15 protein-coding genes and 3 tRNA genes are annotated in these 18,155 nt (G+C 63.8%); 10 read left to right on the top strand and 8 right to left on the bottom strand.

The window, feature by feature from the left end; translation table 11 throughout:
* Positions 1–63 precede the first annotated feature (63 nt).
* From tig to IB275_RS10730, 4 genes are all read right to left on the bottom strand, one after another.
* A complete protein-coding gene (gene tig, locus IB275_RS10745; protein WP_192295427.1) occupies positions 64–1,374 on the bottom strand; it encodes a trigger factor in 1,311 nt (436 codons plus the stop codon).
* 142 nt (positions 1,375–1,516) lie between these two features.
* A tRNA-Leu gene (locus IB275_RS10740) sits at positions 1,517–1,601 on the bottom strand.
* 52 nt (positions 1,602–1,653) lie between these two features.
* Positions 1,654–1,729, bottom strand: a tRNA-His gene (locus IB275_RS10735).
* 31 nt (positions 1,730–1,760) lie between these two features.
* Positions 1,761–1,837: transfer RNA gene (locus tag IB275_RS10730), tRNA-Arg, on the bottom strand.
* A 262-nt stretch (positions 1,838–2,099) separates the two neighbouring features.
* On the opposite strand from IB275_RS10730, the gene folD reads away from it, so the two are divergent.
* Complete coding sequence (folD, locus tag IB275_RS10725) at positions 2,100–2,954, top strand: bifunctional methylenetetrahydrofolate dehydrogenase/methenyltetrahydrofolate cyclohydrolase FolD (protein WP_045208481.1); 855 nt, start codon at positions 2,100–2,102, stop codon at positions 2,952–2,954.
* Between the two features lie 63 nt (positions 2,955–3,017).
* On the opposite strand, the gene cysS is transcribed toward folD, so the two are convergent.
* Both cysS and IB275_RS10715 read right to left on the bottom strand, forming a co-directional pair.
* Positions 3,018–4,406: a cysteine--tRNA ligase gene (gene cysS, locus IB275_RS10720; protein ID WP_192295426.1), complete on the bottom strand. Its 1,389-nt coding sequence runs from the start codon at positions 4,404–4,406 to the stop codon at positions 3,018–3,020.
* A gap of 3 nt (positions 4,407–4,409) precedes the next feature.
* Positions 4,410–6,092 (bottom strand): glutamine--tRNA ligase/YqeY domain fusion protein, encoded by a 1,683-nt coding sequence (locus IB275_RS10715; protein ID WP_192295500.1) that lies wholly within the window; start codon positions 6,090–6,092, stop codon positions 4,410–4,412.
* A gap of 121 nt (positions 6,093–6,213) precedes the next feature.
* Here IB275_RS10715 and IB275_RS10710 point away from each other — a divergent pair, with 121 nt between their 5' ends.
* The 3 genes from IB275_RS10710 (at position 6,214) to IB275_RS10700 (ending at position 8,899) form a co-directional block, all read left to right on the top strand.
* A complete protein-coding gene (locus IB275_RS10710) occupies positions 6,214–6,720 on the top strand; it encodes a peptidylprolyl isomerase (RefSeq protein WP_192295425.1) in 507 nt (168 codons plus the stop codon).
* 4 nt (positions 6,721–6,724) lie between these two features.
* On the top strand, positions 6,725–7,447 hold the full coding sequence (gene lpxH, locus IB275_RS10705; protein WP_192295424.1) for a UDP-2,3-diacylglucosamine diphosphatase: 723 nt from the start codon (positions 6,725–6,727) through the stop codon (positions 7,445–7,447).
* 123 nt (positions 7,448–7,570) lie between these two features.
* Positions 7,571–8,899, top strand: a complete 1,329-nt coding sequence (locus IB275_RS10700) for an SPFH domain-containing protein (protein WP_081516467.1) — start codon at positions 7,571–7,573, stop codon at positions 8,897–8,899.
* Positions 8,900–8,964: 65 nt separating this feature from the next.
* On the opposite strand, the gene IB275_RS10695 is transcribed toward IB275_RS10700, so the two are convergent.
* On the bottom strand, positions 8,965–9,576 hold the full coding sequence (locus tag IB275_RS10695; RefSeq protein ID WP_405307771.1) for a MiaE family protein: 612 nt from the start codon (positions 9,574–9,576) through the stop codon (positions 8,965–8,967).
* Positions 9,577–9,749: 173 nt separating this feature from the next.
* Here IB275_RS10695 and uspL point away from each other — a divergent pair, with 173 nt between their 5' ends.
* Positions 9,750–10,613 (top strand): universal stress protein UspL, encoded by an 864-nt coding sequence (gene uspL, locus IB275_RS10690; RefSeq protein ID WP_192295423.1) that lies wholly within the window; start codon positions 9,750–9,752, stop codon positions 10,611–10,613.
* 60 nt (positions 10,614–10,673) lie between these two features.
* On the opposite strand, the gene IB275_RS10685 is transcribed toward uspL, so the two are convergent.
* Positions 10,674–11,150 carry a DUF1289 domain-containing protein gene (locus IB275_RS10685; RefSeq protein WP_138216343.1) on the bottom strand — a complete coding sequence of 159 codons (477 nt, stop codon included), beginning with the start codon at positions 11,148–11,150 and terminating at the stop codon, positions 10,674–10,676.
* Positions 11,151–11,531: 381 nt separating this feature from the next.
* Between IB275_RS10685 and acnB the strand changes: the two genes are divergently transcribed.
* The 5 genes from acnB (at position 11,532) to IB275_RS10660 (ending at position 17,820) form a co-directional block, all read left to right on the top strand.
* On the top strand, positions 11,532–14,141 hold the full coding sequence (acnB, locus tag IB275_RS10680) for a bifunctional aconitate hydratase 2/2-methylisocitrate dehydratase (protein ID WP_151186560.1): 2,610 nt from the start codon (positions 11,532–11,534) through the stop codon (positions 14,139–14,141).
* Between the two features lie 421 nt (positions 14,142–14,562).
* Positions 14,563–15,765, top strand: coding sequence for a CmpA/NrtA family ABC transporter substrate-binding protein (locus IB275_RS10675; protein WP_192295422.1), 1,203 nt, complete (start codon positions 14,563–14,565; stop codon positions 15,763–15,765).
* A 2-nt stretch (positions 15,766–15,767) separates the two neighbouring features.
* Entirely contained in the window at positions 15,768–16,346 is a 579-nt protein-coding gene (locus tag IB275_RS10670) for an ANTAR domain-containing response regulator (RefSeq protein WP_192295421.1), read from the top strand.
* Positions 16,347–16,600: 254 nt separating this feature from the next.
* On the top strand, positions 16,601–17,293 hold the full coding sequence (locus IB275_RS10665; protein WP_192295420.1) for a polysaccharide lyase family 7 protein: 693 nt from the start codon (positions 16,601–16,603) through the stop codon (positions 17,291–17,293).
* 98 nt (positions 17,294–17,391) lie between these two features.
* The gene (locus tag IB275_RS10660; RefSeq protein WP_138216348.1) at positions 17,392–17,820 is read left to right on the top strand and encodes a thioesterase family protein; all 429 of its coding nucleotides are present in this window, start codon (positions 17,392–17,394) and stop codon (positions 17,818–17,820) included.
* Positions 17,821–18,155: the final 335 nt, after the last annotated feature.

Below are 18,155 nucleotides of genomic sequence, written 5' to 3'. Positions count from 1 at the left end.
CTCTATAGACGCACAAGCCAGCCCGAAGGCTGGCTTGTGACGATCGAACGAAGTAGCGCTGGATCAGGCCGCTTGCGGAGCTTCTGCAGGCTTGACCGCGTCTTCGTAGGATACCTGCTTGTCGGTCACATTGGCCTTCTGCAGGACAGTATCTACAACTTGTTCTTCCAGTACAACCGAACGGACTTCGTTCAGTTGCTGGTCGTTCTTGTAGTACCAGGAAACAACCTGTTCCGGCTCCTGATAGGCGGAAGCCATCTCTTCGATCATTTCGCGAACGCGGGCTTCGTCAGCCTTCAGTTCGTGCTGCTTGACCAGCTCGGCAACGATCAGACCCAGTACGACGCGGCGCTTGGCCTGCTCTTCGAACAGCTCGGCCGGCAGTTGGTCGGGCTTGATGTTGCCACCGAACTGCTGGACAGCCTGGACGCGCAGACGATTGACTTCGTTGCCGATCAGGGCTTTCGGAACTTCGATCGGGTTGGTCTCGACCAGACCTTCCATCACCTGGTTCTTCACCTTGGACTTGATGGCCTGACGCAGTTCACGCTCCATGTTCTTGCGAACTTCGGTGCGGAAGCCTTCCAGAGTGCTTTCCTTCACGCCGAACAGAGCGAAGAACTCTTCGTTCAGTTCCGGCAGCTTCGGCTCGGCGACGCTGTTGACGGTAGCGGTGAACTCGGCAGCTTTGCCGGCCAGGTCCAGGTTCTGGTAGTCCTCGGGGAAGGTCACGCTCAGAACGCGCTCTTCACCGGCCTTGGCGCCAACCAGACCCTCTTCGAAGCCCGGGATCATGCGGCCGGAGCCCAGCACCAGCAGGGTGCCCTTGGCGGAACCGCCAGCGAAGGCTTCGCCGTCGATCTTGCCGACGAAATCGATGTTCACCTGATCGTCGTTCTGCGCGGCACGATCAACAGCTTCGAAACGGGTGTTCTGCTTGCGCAGGATTTCCAGCATGTTGTCGAGATCGGCGTCAGCCACGTCGGCCTGCAGGCGCTCGACCTTGATGCCGTCGAAACCGGCAACCTGGAACTCAGGGAAGACTTCGAAGGTAGCGATGTACTCGAGGCCCTTCTCTTTCTCGAACACTTTCGGTTCGACGGAAGGAGCACCGGCCGGGTTCAGCTTCTGCTCGACCACGGCTTCGTAGAAGGTTTCCTGGATCAGGTCACCGAGGGCTTCCTGACGAGCGGCGGCTTCGTAGCGCTGACGGATCACGCTCATCGGCACCTTGCCGGGACGGAAGCCAGGAACCTTGGCGCGACGAGCGGTCTGCTGCAGACGCTTGTTGACTTCGGTCTCGATACGCTCGGCCGGCACGCCAACGGTCATGCGGCGCTCAAGAGCGGAGGTGCTTTCAACGGAAACTTGCATGGATATTCCTCGTGGCACAGACGTAAGCCGGTCCTTCCGGCTCCCAGAATCAAGGGCAAGCATTCTAGTAGCTAGAAATGCAGAAGTCACCCCGAGTGGAAGCTGCGGAAATTCACGGATGCGAGAGCTTATGGAAAGAAGATGGTGCGGACGGAGAGACTCGAACTCTCACAGCTTGCGCCACCGGAACCTAAATCCGGCGTGTCTACCAATTTCACCACGTCCGCAGGGTACCGCAGAAACGAAAACGCCAGGCACTGGGCCTGGCGCTTCGGAATATGGGGTGGACGATGGGAATCGAACCCACGACACCAGGAGCCACAATCCTGTGCTCTACCAACTGAGCTACGCCCACCATATTACATTTGCTTGTACCGAACGCCACTTGGCGCACCCGGCAGGACTCGAACCTGCGACCATCCGCTTAGAAGGCGGATGCTCTATCCAGCTGAGCTACGGGCGCTTTAGTGGCTGCAACCCTTGCTAAGCAGACTCAGTGGAAACCACCGAATCGGTTGGCACCGCCTCTTTCGTGTTTCAGGCTGTGCTCGGCAAGCGGGGCGCATGTTATCGATGAGGCCATACCCCGTCAACAACTTTTTTAAAAAAAGTTCAAAGAGATAAAGGAGTTACGCCAAATCAGGGGCTCCCGCCTTTGCCTTATGGAGGCAGCATGCGAAAATGCGCGCCTTCTTTTCACCCGCCTTAATGGTTATCCCCCCGACATGACTGCAAAACTGATCGACGGCAAAGCGATCGCCGCCAGCCTCCGCCAGCAGATTGGCCAACGCGTCAATGAACGCCGCCAGCAAGGACTGCGCATCCCCGGCCTGGCTGTGATCCTGGTCGGCAGCGACCCCGCCTCTCAGGTCTATGTCGCGCACAAGCGCAAGGACTGTGAAGAGGTCGGCTTCCTCTCCCAGGCGTACGACCTCCCCGCCAGCACCACCCAGGAAGAGCTGCTGGCACTGATCGACCGTCTGAACGCCGACCCGGCCATCGACGGCATCCTCGTCCAGCTCCCCCTCCCCGCCCACCTCGACGCCTCCCAGCTGCTGGAACGCATCAGCCCGGACAAGGACGTGGACGGCTTCCACCCCTTCAACATCGGCCGCCTGGCCCAGCGCATCCCGCTGCTGCGCCCCTGCACCCCGAAAGGCATCATGACTCTGCTGCAAAGCACCGGCGTCGACCTGTACGGCATGGACGCGGTGGTAGTGGGCGCATCGAACATCGTCGGCCGCCCCATGGCGCTGGAACTGCTGCTGGGCGGCTGCACCGTCACCGTGACCCACCGCTTCACCCGCGACCTGGCCGACCACGTGCGCCGCGCCGACCTGGTGGTCGTTGCCGCCGGCAAGCCGGGTCTGGTCAAGGGCGAGTGGATCAAGGAAGGTGCCATCGTCATCGACGTGGGCATCAATCGCCAGGAAGATGGCAAGCTGGTGGGCGACGTGGAATACGACGTCGCCGCCGAGCGCGCCAGCTGGATCACCCCTGTTCCGGGCGGTGTCGGCCCGATGACCCGCGCCTGCCTGCTGGAAAACACCCTGTACGCCGCCGAACACCTGCACACCTGACAGGTTTTCGACGAGCAAGAAAAAGGCCGCTGATCAGCGGCCTTTTTCATTTCCAGGAGACAGTTACTCGGCGAGACGCCAGGTAGTGCCGCCCTTGCCGTCTTCCAGCACTACGCCTAGAGCGGTCAGCTCGTCGCGGATGCGGTCGGATTCGGCCCAGTTCTTCGCCGCACGGGCATCCAGACGAGCCTGGATCAGCGCCTCGACCTGCGCCGCGTCGACCTTGCCGGCTGCGCCGGCCTGGAGGAACTCGTCGGCATCCAGTTGCAGAACACCCAGCAGAGCCCCCAACTCACGCACGCGTGCCGCCAGTGCAGCCGCAGCCGCCGGATCGCTCTCGCGCAGGCGGTTGACCTCACGGACCATCTCGAACAGCACGGCAACCGCTTCCGGCGTACCGAAGTCGTCGTCCATCGCAGCGCCGAAGCGCTCGACGAACGCCTCGCCTCCCGCGGCAGCCACCTGTGGCAGACCGCGCAGCGCGGTGTAGAAACGCTCCAGCGCGCCCTTGGCTTCCTTCAGGTTGTCTTCGGAGTAGTTGATCGGGCTGCGGTAGTGGCTGGAGACCAGCAGGAAGCGCACGACCTCCGGGTGGTACTTCTCCAACACCTCGCGGATGGTGAAGAAATTGCCCAGGGATTTGGACATCTTCTCGCCGTCCACGCGCACCGCGCCGGCATGCATCCAGCTGGCCGCATAGAGCTTGCCGGTGGCCGCCTCGCTCTGGGCGATCTCGTTCTCGTGGTGCGGAAACACCAGGTCCGGACCGCCGCCGTGGATGTCGAAGGTCTCGCCCAGGCAGCAGGTGGACATCACCGAGCACTCGATGTGCCAGCCCGGACGCCCGGCGCCCCAGGGCGACTCCCAGCTCGGCTCGCCCGGCTTAGCGCCCTTCCAGAGCACGAAGTCCAGCGGGTCTTCCTTGGACTCATCGACCTCGATCCGCGCACCGATGCGCAGGTCTTCGATCTTCTTGCGCGACAGCTTGCCGTAGCCGGCGAACTTGCCGACCCGGTAATAGACGTCGCCATTGCCCGGCGCGTAGGCGTAACCCTTGTCGATCAGGGTCTGGATCATCTCGTGCATGCCGACGATGTGGCCGGTGGCGCGCGGCTCGATGTCCGGACGCAGGACCGACAGGCGCGCCTCGTCTTCATGCATCGCGGCGATCATGCGGGCGGTCAGGTCTTCGAACGATTCACCGTTCTCCTGGGCGCGACGGATGATCTTGTCGTCGATGTCGGTGATGTTGCGCACATAGGTCAGGTCATAGCCGCGATGGCGCAGCCAGCGGGCGATGACGTCGAACGCCACCATCACGCGAGCATGGCCGATGTGGCAGAAGTCGTACACGGTCATGCCGCACACGTACATGCGCACCTGATTGCCCACCAGCGGCTTGAAGCTGTCCTTGGTCTTGGACAGCGTGCTGTAGATCTGCAAGTCAGCCATCCGTTACTGCCCCCAGGAGTCGCGCAGGGTCACGGTGCGGTTGAAGACCAGGGCATCCGCCCTGGAGTCCCGGGCATCCGCGCAGAAGTAGCCCTCGCGCTCGAACTGGAAGCGATCCTCGGCCGTGGCGCTGGCCAGCGACGGCTCGGCGCGGCAGCCCTTGAGCACCACCAGGGAATCCGGATTGATGTTATCGAGGAAGCTGCCGCCCTCTTCCGACTTCTCCGGATTGGCGGAACGGAACAGGCGGTCGTACAGGCGCACTTCGCACTCAACGCTCTCGGCGGCCGGCACCCAGTGGATCACGCCCTTGACCTTGCGGCCCTCGGGGTTCTTGCCCAGGGTGTTCTCGTCATAGCTGCAGCGCAGTTCGACGACGTTGCCGGCGGCATCCTTGATGGCTTCGTCGGCGCGGATCACGTAGCTGCCGCGCAGGCGCACTTCGCCACCGGGGATCAGGCGCTTGTAGCCGGCCGGCGGGACTTCCTCGAAGTCACTGGCGTCAATGTAGATCTCGCGGCTGAACGGCAGCACGCGCACGCCCATGTCCTGTTTCGGATGGCGCGGCAGTTCGAGGTTCTCGACCTGACCTTCCGGGTAGTTGGTGATGACCACCTTCAGCGGCTTGAGTACACACATGGCGCGGCCGGCGTTGGCATCGAGGTCGTCACGGATGGCGAATTCCAGCATGCCGATGTCCACCACGCCGCCGGCGCGGTTCACGCCGATCATGTCGCAGAAGGTACGGATCGACGCCGGGGTGTAGCCGCGGCGGCGGTAGCCGGAGAGGGTCGACATGCGCGGGTCGTCCCAGCCATGCACGTGGTTTTCATCGACCAGTTGCTTGAGCTTGCGCTTGCTGGTGATGGTGTAGTTGAGGTTCAGGCGCGCGAATTCGTACTGGCGCGGCTGGGCCGGGACCGGCAGGTTGGCCAGGAACCACTCGTACAGCGGGCGGTGATCCTCGAACTCCAGGGTGCAGATGGAGTGGGTGATACCCTCGATGGCGTCCGACTGACCGTGGGTGAAGTCGTAGCTGGGGTAGATGCACCACTTGTCGCCTGTCTGGTGGTGATGAGCGTGACGGATGCGGTAGAGGATCGGGTCGCGCAGGTTGATGTTCGGCGAGGCCATGTCGATCTTCGCACGCAGCGAACGGGCGCCGTCCGGGAACTCGCCGGCTTTCATGCGGGCGAACAGGTCCAGGTTCTCTTCCACCGAACGCTCGCGGAACGGGCTGTTCTTGCCCGGTTCGGTCAGCGAACCACGGTAGGCGCGCATTTCCTCGGCGTTCAGGTCGCAGACGAAAGCCTTGCCGGCCTTGATCAGGTCCACCGCCCAGTCATGCAGCTGGTCGAAGTAGTTGGAGGCGTAGCGAACCTGCCCGGCCCAGTCGAAGCCCAGCCATTTCACATCGGCCTCGATGGCATCGATGTACTCCTGGTCTTCCTTCGCCGGGTTGGTGTCGTCGAAGCGCAGGTGGCAGTCCCCGCCGAACTCCTTGGCCAGGCCGAAGTTCAGACAGATGGACTTGGCGTGACCGATATGCAGGTAGCCGTTGGGCTCCGGCGGGAAGCGAGTGACGATTTTCTGGTGCTTGCCACTTTCCAGGTCGGCCGCAACGATCGGACGCAGGAAGTTGGCGGCAACAGTGGCTTCTTTCGTATCGGCGGTAGGCTTGCTCATGGTGTCCTTGATCATGCTGGTGTTCGGCCAGGGTAGGCCAGCCAAACCAAAGCGCTTATCATAGCCGAAGCTGTCAACCCCCTGACAGGCCTTCGATTTTTCCAAAGAGCGGAATTCCCTGATGACTACCACCGTCAAACTGCAGACCAACTTCGGCGATATCACCCTTGAACTCTTCGACGACAAGGCGCCGGAAACCGTGGCCAACTTCAAGGAGTACGTGAAGGCCGGCCATTACGACAACACCGTTTTCCACCGTGTGATCAACAACTTCATGATTCAGGGCGGCGGTTTCGAGCCGGGCATGAAGCAGAAGTCCACCCGCAAGTCGATCAAGAACGAAGCCAACAACGGCGTCGGCAACAAGGTTGGCACCGTCGCCATGGCCCGCACCATGGAGCCGCACTCGGCCAGCGCGCAGTTCTTCATCAACGTCGCCGACAACGATTTCCTCAACCACAGCGCGCCGACCGTGCAGGGCTGGGGCTACTGCGTGTTCGGTGAAGTGAAGGACGGCATGGACGTGGTCAACAAGATCAAGACCGTCGCCACCACCATGCGCTCCGGCCACCAGGACGTACCGGCCGACGACGTGATCATCGAGAAAGCAGAAGTCATCGGCGAGTGAGTCGATGAGCGTCCTGTTCATCTCGGACCTGCATCTCGAAGCAGAACGCCCGGACATTACCCGGGCGTTCTTGCATTTCCTCTCCACCCGCGCCCGTATGGCCGAGGCGCTGTACATCCTCGGCGACTTCTTCGAAGCCTGGATCGGCGACGATGGCATGGACGAGTTCCAGCACTCCATCGCCCGCGCCCTGCGCAAGTTGTCTGACAGCGGCACGCGCATCTTCCTGATGCACGGCAACCGCGACTTCCTGATTGGCCAGGCCTTCTGCCGCGAAGCCGGCTGCACCCTGCTGCGCGACCCGAGTCTGATAGACCTTGATGGCGAGAAGATCCTGCTGATGCACGGCGACAGCCTTTGCACCCTCGACGTGGCCTATATGAAGCTGCGCCGCTGGCTGCGCAACCCGCTGACGCTGTTCATCCTGCGCAACCTGCCGCTGGCCACCCGCCACAAGCTGGCGCGCAAACTGCGCAAGGAAAGCCGCGCGCAGACCCGCATGAAAGCCAGCGAGATCGTCGACGTCACCCCGGCGGAAGTGGAGAAGATCATGCGCGACAAGGGCGTGCGAATCCTGATCCACGGGCACACCCACCGCCCCGCCATCCACGAACTGGAAATCGACGGCCGCCCCGCGCGGCGCATTGTCCTCGGCGACTGGGACAGCCAGGGCTGGGCTCTGGAGGCCGACGAGCAGGGCCTGCGGCAGGCACCCTTCACCCTGTGAAGCTCCGGGCCACCGCAATGGTGGCCTTTTGGCGTTAACCCACCCGCACTGTCAGACATTTCTCCTTGACCGGCACCGACCGCCTTGCGCAGCATTCGCGGTTTGCTCAATCAAGGAAGAAACATGTTCAGCAAGGGAAATCTCATCAAGTTCGGCGCCCTGCCCCTGGCACTGGTCGCCGCCGCCTTCATCCTGTTCAACGGCGTCTTCTTCTATAACGAAGCCGGCTTCATGACCCACGTGCGGACCATCTTCGGCGACGAGAAAATCGTCGACGACGTCGGCTACGCCACCAAGTGGTTCGGCCGCGCCACCACCTGGAAGAAAGCCATCAGCGTGCAGTCCGTGCTGATCATGGACGAGAACGACAACAACCCGGACAACGACGGACTGGGCGCGACCATCGAAGCCTTCCCCATCGTCTTCCTCGGCAACGTCGACGCCAAGGTCGAATCCTCGGCGCGCTTCCGCCTGCCCGGCGGCGACCAGTTCCTGAAGATGGCCCAGGAATACCGCAACCCGGACAACTTCATCCGCACCGCACTGGTCCCGGCGATCAAGGAAACCCTGCAGGCCACCGCCTCGCTGATGACCGCCGACGATTACTACGCCGGCGCCCGCAGCGAATTCGCCGCGGAGTTCGAGAACCAGCTCAACGATGGCCTGTACCTGATCAAGCGCAAGGAAGTCCGCGGCCCACGCGGCGCCGTACCACACCAGACCGCCATCCTGCAGGCCGGCACCGAACAGGGCAGCTTCGGCGACAACAACGCCAGCCAGTTCGTCACCGAGAAGGTCACCGACGCCAAGGGCATCCCGGTGCGCAAACAGCAGCAGTTCCGCAAGTTCGGTGTGGAAGTGGTGGAGGCGCGTATCACCAACGTCGACCCGAACCCGCAGTACAAGCAGCGCATGGTCAAGGTGCAGCAGGCACTGGCCGAGCTGGCCGTGGCACGCCAGAACCGCCTGAAGGAAGAGGAAGAGAAGCTGCTGGTCACCGCCCGTGGCGAGAAGGAAGTGGAAGCCAAGCGCCAGGAAACCCTGCGCGACCAGATCGAGCGCACCACCCAGGCGGAAACCGAGAAGCAGCTGGCGGTGATCAACGCCGAACGCGAGAAGCAGCGCGCCGAGATCGAGAAGCAGACTGCTGAATTGCTGCGCGACAAGGCTGCCGTGACGGCGCAGGCCACCAAGATCACCGCCGACGCCGATGCCTACGCCCGCGAAGCAGTGATCAAGGCGGACGGCGCGCTGCAACCTAAACTGGACGCGCTGATCGCCATCAACAAGGTCTGGGCCGAAGCCGCCGCCCAGGCCCCGGTGCCCAGCGTGATGATGGCCGGCGGGCAGAACAGCGCCAGCAGTCGCCAGGACGAGATAGGCCAACTGATGGGCGTACTGGCGACCAAGGCCGCGCGCGACCTGGCGCTGGATCTGAAGGTGAAGGACTGAGTCCCACCAGAAGCAACAAAAGAAAAAGCGCCCATCAGGGCGCTTTTTTCATTCCAGCGGGTGGCTCAGGCCGCCTGCGCCACCGGCACACCACTGTGGAAACGGAACTCGCTGTCCGGCGACTGGATCAGGCCAGCCTCCACTTCGCGAATCTCCGCCACGCGGCGGTCGATGTCGGCGTCGTCGCCATAGCGGCGCGCCAGGCTCAGGTAACCCTGGAAGTGCCGCGCCTCGGATTTCAGCAGCGAGCCGTAGAACTTGGCCAGATCGGCGTCCAGGTGATCCACCAGAGCGGCGAAGCGCTCGCAGCTGCGGCACTCGATGAAGGCGCCGACGATCAGGGTATCCACCAGCTTCTGCGGCTCGTGATTGCGCACCACGGTACGCAGGCTGGAGGCGTAGCGGCCGGCGGAGATCGGCCGCAGGGGGATGCCGCGCTTCTTCAGGATCGCCAGCACCTGCTCGTGGTGGCGCAGCTCCTCGCGCGCCAGGCGCGACATGAAGTTCACCAGTTCCTCGTGGGCACTGTACTTGGCGATCAGGGCCAGGGCCGTGCTGGCGGCCTTGAACTCGTTGTTCTTGTGGTCGATCAGCATCACCGCCTGATCCCGCAGCGCGGCTTCCACCCACGCATCCGGCGTGGCACAACCGAGGAATTCCCTGATTTCAGACAGCATGTTCAAAACTCCGAGCTCGCGACCCACCGGCTGGCCGGTGTCATAAAGGCGGAGCATTATACGAATGCCACCGCGCGGAACCAGCTTCCGGCGTTGATATGCCTCAACGTCATGAACGAGATATCCCGACTACAGTTGTTCCACATAAACAACGCGCACGAAGGGAGACGATCATGCAAGCCATCCGTAGCATCCTCGTAGTCGTGGACCCGGACCAGCCGGAAGGTCTCGCGCTGAAACGGGCCCGCCTGATCGCCAGCGTGACCCAGTCACACCTGCACCTGCTGGCCTGCGAGCGGCGCGCCGACTACAGCACCAAGCTCGAGGAAGTCGCCGAGGTGCTGCGCCAGGAAGGCTTCAGCGCTTCCAGCCGCCAGGCCTGGAAGGACAACCTGCACCAGACCATCATCGCCGAGCAGCAGGCCGAAGGCTGCGGGCTGGTGATCAAGCAGCACAGCCCGGACAACCCGCTGAAAAAAGCACTGCTCACCCCGGACGACTGGAAGCTGCTGCGCTTCTGCCCTTCCCCGGTGCTGCTGGTGAAGACCAGCCTGCCCTGGGCCGGACGCAACATCCTCGCCGCCGTGGACGTGGGCAACAACGACATCGAGCACCGCACCCTGCACGCCGGAATCGTCAGCCATGCCTACGACATAGCCGGCCTCGCCCATGGCAAGCTGCACGTCATCAGCGCGCATCCCTCGCCCATGCTCTCGGCGGCCGACCCGACCTTCCAGCTCAGCGAGACCATCGAGGCCAAGTACCGCGAGGCGTGCAAGGCGTTCCAGGCCGAATTCGGCGTCGACGACCAGCACCTGCACATCGAGGAAGGCCCGGCGGACGTACTGATCCCCCGAGCGGCGCACAACCTTGATGCTGCGGTGACGGTGATCGGCAGCGTGGCACGCACTGGGCTGTCCGGCGCACTGATCGGCAACACCGCCGAAGTGGTGCTGGATTCGCTGGAGAGCGACATCCTGGTCCTCAAGCCGGACGACATCATCGCCCACCTGGAAGAGATCGCCGCCAAGCCGTGATCCGACAGCCCTGACGAAAAAAGCCGCCCATCGGGCGGCTTTCTTATTGCGCGGCGGCGATCAGACCCGCGACTCCAGCGCCTCAGCCAGGAAGCTCGGGGCGATATAGCGCTCGTAATGCGCCTCGGAAAGGATGAAGAACTCCTTGTCGATGGCGTCGCGCAGGTCCGGCAGCGGCCATTCGCGGAACTCCGGCAGCAACGCCAGACCGTAGGCTTCAACCTGATTGATCATCCGCGAGCCGCGGGCGATCAGCTGGTAGGCCCAGCAATAGGGCGACTGCTCGGGCACGAAGCGGATCTGCCGCTGTTCCAGCTGACTGCGCAGCAGGGATGCATCGAAGACCTCCAGCTTGGCCATCATCACCTGCGTCAGCAGGATCTCCAGACGGCTCAGCACCGCCCGCTTCTCCTCGTCGCCGTAGCGGTTCCAGTTCACCACCTCGTGGTGGAAGCGCTTGCAGCCACGGCAGACCAGGTCGCCATAGACCGTCGAGCAGAGCCCGACACAGGGGGTTTTGATGCGTTGCGAAGACATGGCTGAACAGATAGCTGGCAAAGCGGGCATGTTAGCCCTTTGTCTAGGCAAGATCACCCTCGGGCGCCACGCAAATCGGCTTACCAAGGCCCATTAATTCCATTAGAATGGCTGCGCCTTTTTGGCGTCATTGTCCGAAAGAAGCTGTTTTCAAAGCGTCACGAAGCACAGATTCCGGCAGCCGCGCGGTCTGGGCGCCTCCCTCAAGCGCCCAGCCCCATCAGTCCCTGGCCCCCCGGCGTAAAACTTTGAAAACAGCTTCTGCCCGGAGATCGCCGGTGCCGTCGTAGGTCAGTGGATTACCGTCCACCATGCCTGACGAATGGATCGGAGGGGTCTCCTGGATACGCGTCCTCCGGGACCACTGATGAGGGAAATACTGTGCTTGAAGCCTATCGCAAACACGTAGAAGAGCGTGCCGCCCAGGGCGTCGTGCCCCAGCCGCTGAACGCCGAACAGACCGCTGGTCTGGTCGAACTCCTGAAGAACCCGCCGGCCGGCGAAGAAGAATTTCTCCTCGACCTGATCACCAACCGCGTACCGCCGGGCGTGGACGAAGCTGCCTACGTCAAGGCCGGTTTCCTGTCCGCCGTCGCCAAGGGTGAAGCCACTTCCCCGCTGCTTTCCAAGACCCGCGCCCTCGAGCTGCTGGGCACCATGCAGGGTGGCTACAACATCACCACCATGGTCGAGCTGCTGGACAGCGCCGAGCTGGCCGAAGTCGCCGCCGCGCAACTGAAGCACACCCTGCTGATGTTCGACGCCTTCCACGACGTCGCCGAGCGCGCCAAGAAAGGCAACGCCGCCGCCAAGTCCGTGCTGCAGTCCTGGGCCGAAGGCGAGTGGTTCAAGGCCCGTCCGGCCGTCGCCGAGAAGCTGACCCTGACCGTGTTCAAGGTCCCCGGCGAAACCAACACCGACGACCTGTCCCCCGCTCCGGACGCCTGGTCGCGCCCTGACATCCCGCTGCACGCCCTGGCCATGCTGAAAATGGCCCGCGACGGCATCGAGCCGATCCAGCCGGGCTCCGTCGGTCCGCTGAAGCAGATCGAAGCGGTCAAGGCCAAGGGCTTCCCGGTTGCCTACGTCGGTGACGTGGTCGGTACCGGTTCTTCCCGTAAGTCCGCCACCAACTCGGTGCTGTGGTTCTTCGGCGACGACATCCCCTACGTGCCGAACAAGCGCGGCGGCGGTTTCTGCTTCGGCACCAAGATCGCCCCGATCTTCTACAACACCATGGAAGACGCCGGCGCCCTGCCGATCGAATTCGACTGCACCAACCTGGCCATGGGCGACGTCATCGACGTGTACCCGTACGAAGGCAAGGTCACCCGTCATGACAGCGGCGAAGTGGTCACCACCTTCGAGCTGAAGACCCCGGTTCTGCTGGACGAAGTCCGCGCCGGCGGCCGTATCCCGCTGATCGTTGGCCGCGGCCTGACCGAGAAGGCCCGCGCCGAGCTGGGTCTGCCTGCCTCCGACCTGTTCAAGAAGCCGGAAGCGCCGGCCGACAGCGGCAAGGGCTTCACCCTCGCCCAGAAGATGGTTGGCCGCGCCTGCGGTCTGGCCGAAGGCCAGGGCGTACGTCCGGGCACCTACTGCGAACCGAAGATGACCACCGTCGGTTCCCAGGACACCACCGGCCCGATGACCCGCGACGAGCTGAAAGACCTGGCTTGCCTGGGCTTCTCCGCCGACCTGGTGATGCAGTCCTTCTGCCACACCGCTGCTTATCCGAAGCCGATCGACGTCAAGACCCACCACACCCTGCCGGACTTCATCATGACCCGCGGCGGTGTTTCCCTGCGTCCGGGCGACGGCATCATCCACAGCTGGCTGAACCGCATGCTGCTGCCTGACACCGTCGGCACCGGCGGCGACTCGCACACCCGCTTCCCGATCGGCATCAGCTTCCCGGCCGGCTCCGGCCTGGTAGCCTTCGCCGCTGCCACCGGCGTCATGCCGCTGGACATGCCGGAATCGGTTCTGGTGCGCTTCAAGGGCCAGCTGCAACCGGGCATCACCCTGCGTGACCTGGTCCATGCGATCCCCTACTACGCCATCCAGGCTGGCCTGCTGACCGTCGAGAAGAAGGGCAAGAAGAACATCTTCTCCGGCCGCATCCTCGAGATCGAAGGCCTGAACGACCTGACCGTCGAGCAAGCCTTCGAGCTGTCCGACGCCTCCGCCGAGCGTTCGGCTGCCGGTTGCACCATCAAGCTGCCGGAAGAGGCGATCGCCGAGTACCTGAAGTCCAACATCACCCTGCTGCGCTGGATGATCGGCGAAGGCTACGGCGACGCCCGCACCCTGGAGCGCCGCGCACAAGCGATGGAAGCCTGGCTGGCCAACCCGCAACTGCTGGAAGCCGACAAGGACGCCGAGTACGCCGCGGTCATCGAGATCGACCTGGCCGACGTCAAGGAGCCGGTACTCTGCGCTCCGAACGACCCGGACGACGCCCGTCTGCTGTCCAGCGTCGAAGGCCGCAAGATCGATGAAGTCTTCATCGGTTCCTGCATGACCAACATCGGTCACTTCCGCGCTGCCGGCAAACTGCTGGACAAGGTCAAGGGTGGCATTCCGACCCGTCTGTGGCTGGCTCCGCCGACCAAGATGGACGCCCACCAACTGACCGAAGAAGGCTACTACGGCATCTACGGCAAGGCTGGCGCGCGCATGGAAATGCCGGGCTGCTCGCTGTGCATGGGTAACCAGGCTCGCGTACAGACCGGTTCGACCGTGGTTTCCACCTCGACCCGTAACTTCCCGAACCGTCTGGGCGACGCCACCGACGTGTTCCTGGCATCTGCCGAGCTGGCCGCTGTCGCTTCGATCATCGGCAAGCTGCCGACCGTCGAGGAGTACATGGCCTACGCGAAGGATATCGACAGCATGTCTGCCGACATCTACCGCTACCTGAGCTTCGACCAGATCGCCGAGTTCCGCGAAGCTGCTGCCAACGCGAAGATCCCGGCCGTCCAGGTCTGAGTCTCCTAGCGTGATGAAAAGCCCCGCCTCGTGCGGGGCTTTTCTTTTCCAGGCCCCGAAACAGAGCGCTCCCGCCCGCCCCTAACGATGGGCCTAATACTTATTGACCGGTTGCGCCACGGGCTACCGGGTCTAAGGTGGACGACAGGCTCCTGCCGATATCCGTGCTCAGGTGCCCTTGTGGAACCCTCCAGAGGTGCGCTCCCTTCCTCTGCGCCCCGCCCTCCATGGCGGGGCTTCTTTTTTTCCGCACTGCGCTGGCACAGCCCTTGCTCCACTCCTCGTACCTGCGATCCAACGGCGGATCGCGCCCGACAATCAACAATCGACAATGGCGTCGCGGCTACCTCCCTTCGGGGCAGGCGGCACGGCGCCATTCTTTTGCGTTGAGCGTGCATTGAGAGTGAGTTCAGAGGTGGAGATGATCGACAGCACCAGCCCACTGCCGGACAGCCTGGCCTGGGTGGCCGGCTCCGATGCCCCGGAGAAGACAGCCCTTAACCTGGGCTTCATGGCCCTTACCGACTCCGCCTCGCTGGTGGTAGCCGCGACCCAGGGCTTCGGCCAGCCCTACGGCCTGACGCTCAACCTGCAGCGGCAGAACTCCTGGGCCGGCCTGCGCGACCGCCTGCTCAGCGGCGAACTGGACGCGGCGCAATGCCTCTACGGACTCGTCTATGACCTGCAACTGGGCCTGGGCGGCGCCCCGGCCACCGACATGGCCGTGCTCATGGGTCTGTGCCAGAACGGCCAGTCGATCAATCTTTCCGCCCCACTGATGCGCGACGGCGTGACCTCTGCCGGGGCACTGCAGAGCCACGTGCGCCAGAACGGTGCGCAACTGACCCTGGCCCACACATTCCCCACCGGCACCCATGCGATGTGGCTCTACTACTGGCTGGCCAGCCACGGCATCCACCCCCTGCAAGACGTCCGCAGCCTGGTGGTGCCGCCGGCACAGATGGTCGAGCACCTGAAGGCCGGGCGCATCGACGGCTTCTGCGCCGGCGGCCCCTGGGGCGCGCTGGCGGTGGACGAAGGCATGGGCTTCACCCTCGCCACCAGCCAGCAGATCTGGCCGGACCACCCGGAGAAGGTCCTGGGCACCACCCGCGCCTTCGTCGAGGAATATCCCAACACCGCGCGCGCACTGGTCATGAGCCTGCTGGACGCCAGCCGCTTCATCGAAGCCAGCGCAGACAACCTGCGCAGCGCCGCCCAACTGATCAGCAGCGAAGACTACGTCGACGCCCCACTCGCCAGCGTCGAGCCGCGTCTGCTCGGCCGTTACCAGGACGGCCTCGGTCACGCCTGGCAGGACGCGCATCCACTGCGTTTCTTCAATGAAGGCCACGCCACCTATCCCTGGATCTCCGACGGGCTGTGGTTCATGACCCAGTTCCGCCGCTGGGGCCTGCTGCGCGAAGACGTCGACTACCTTGGCATCGCCCGCCAGGTCCAGCAGCTCGACCTCTACCGCGAAGCGGCCAGCGCCGTGGGCGCAAGCGTTCCGGACACCGAGATGCGCACCTCGACCCTGATCGACGGCCGCCTCTGGGACGGCAGCGACCCGGCCGGCTATGCCCGCAGCTTCGAGCTGAATGCCCTGGCGGAGCGAGGTTGAGCATGCTGCGCGTCCTGCTGATCAACGACACCCCGAAGAAGGTTGGGCGCCTCAAGGCTGCGCTGGTGGAAAGCGGCTTCGAGGTCATCGACGAATCCGGCCTGACGGTCGACCTGGCGCAACGGGTGGAGGCCCTGCATCCGGATGTGATCCTCATCGACACCGAGTCCCCTGGCCGCGACGTGATGGAGCAGGTAGTGCTGGTCAGCCGCGACCAGCCGCGCCCCATCGTCATGTTCACCGACGAGCACGACCCGCAGGTGATGCGCCAGGCGATCCGCTCTGGGGTCAGCGCCTACATTGTCGAGGGCATCCAGGCCGAGCGGCTGCAGCCGATCCTCGATGTCGCCATGGCCCGCTTCGAGAGCGACCAGGCCCTGCGTGCCCAATTGCAGGCCCGCGAGATGCAGCTGGCCGAGCGCAAGCGCATCGAGCTGGCCAAGGGGCTGCTGATGAAAATGAAAGGCTGCGCCGAGGAAGAGGCCTACACCCTGATGCGCCGCCAAGCCATGGGCCGCCAGCAGAAGCTGGCGCAGGTGGCCGAGCAGATCATCGCCATGCACGAGATGCTCGGGCACTGAGGCTGCAAGTGCGAATCGGCTGAAAGTGCGAGGCGGCCAACGGCCAGCGGCGGCAAGGCGCGATCATTTCGCCAGCCGCCGAGCTGGCCCCCACCTCGCCCGCAACGCCCTATGCTGCGGCCGCCCGGTCTTCTGGCCGGGCCCCAGGAGCGTCATCGGCAGGGTTCGATGGCGCATCGCAGTGGCCGCCGCCGGCTAGGCACCTCGGCGCCCACCCGACCTCGCCGCCTACGCGGCTCAGCAAGGGCAAGCCCATGATCGACCTCACCACCTGGAACCTCAGCGTTCCCACCGACCCGCGCCCCACCGAAGTCACCACCGAACAGATCGCCCGGGGCTACCAGAGCCGCTACTTCCAGCGCGGCGGCAGCCAGGTGGTGTTCTGGGTGCCCGTCACCGGCTCGCACACCTCCGACAGCGTCTACCCGCGCAGCGAGCTGCGCGAGACTCTGTCCAACGGCGAGGTTTCCAACTGGTACTACACCCAGGGCGACAACGAGCTGCGCGTGACCATGAGCGTCCAGCAGGTGCCCTCGAAGAACAAGATCATTATCGGCCAGATCCACAGCCGCTCGCCCTACACCGGCAACGGCGAGCCGCTGGTCAAGCTGCAGTACCACTACCTGCCCACCCTGGAGAGCGGACGCCTGGAAGCCCTGGTGCGCAACCACCCCGACGACAGCGCCAGCATCAACGTCCCGCTGATCGACAACATCGCCCTGGACCAGACCTTCAACTACAGCCTGCGCGTCACCTCGGTGGGCAACCTGGCGATCCGCGTGGAGACCTCCGACGGCCGGGCCAACTACTACCGCAAGATCCTCAGCACCACCTGGTCCAAGCAACTGCTCTACTTCAAGGCCGGCGCCTACATCAACGACAACTACGGCGACAGCAGCGAGGGCGCGCGGGTGACCGTCTTCCACCTGAACTCGGCGCACCGCTGATTCGCCATTCACTGGCCTGATGAGGCGCGGGGCGCGCCGACTGCGCGTAGAATGCGCGGCACATCCGCACTACCCGTTGCCTTGTCACCGAGACCGCCATGGCCCGCCTGAAACTGGAATTCCCCGAAGAACTCTTCATCTACGAAACCAAGCTCACCGTCCGCGTCACCGACATCAACGGCGCCAACCATCTGGGCAACGATTCGATGATCTCGATGATCTCCGAAGCTCGCGCGCGCTTCCTGTTCGACTACGGCATCCGCGAGACCGGCATCATCGTCACCGACCTCGCCACCACCTATCGCGCCGAGGCCCACGCGCGCGACCAGCTGCTCTTCGAGGTCGGCGTGATGGACTTCAACAAGTACGGCGGCGACATCATCTTCCGCATCACCCGCCCGGCCGACGACACCCTGGTAGCCATGGCCAAGTCGGGCTTCGTGTTCTTCGACTACAAGGCCGGCAAGGTCGTGCCGATCCCCGAGGCCTTCCGCGACACCTTCCCCAACGTCAACTGGATCGCCTGACGCTCCAGTACAGGGCACGCCGCAGCACGGCGCGCCCTTTGATGGATCAGCATCGGTCCTGACCCTCATCTCATCTCTTTGATCTGACTGGGATTTCTCATCCTGGCCCGCGCCTTGCTCTGCACAGGGCGATGGTAATCAACGGCGATTACCCGACTTCGACAAAGGCGTCGCATCCACACCCGCGCAGTGCGGTGGGTGGAGCGACGCCTTTTTCGTTTGCCCCGGCGCAGGGGCACTGGGGTCTGATGACGTTTTGCCGCGACCGCGACGGCGCCGCATTTTGCGCAGTGTTAGGCGCGAGGAGTGTGGTTTGGTCATTCCAAATGAACGAC

It is taken from the genome of Pseudomonas sp. PDM21 (assembly GCF_014852505.2).
GTDB lineage: Bacteria > Pseudomonadota > Gammaproteobacteria > Pseudomonadales > Pseudomonadaceae > Pseudomonas.
This window is presented reverse-complemented; position numbering and strand designations above follow the sequence as displayed.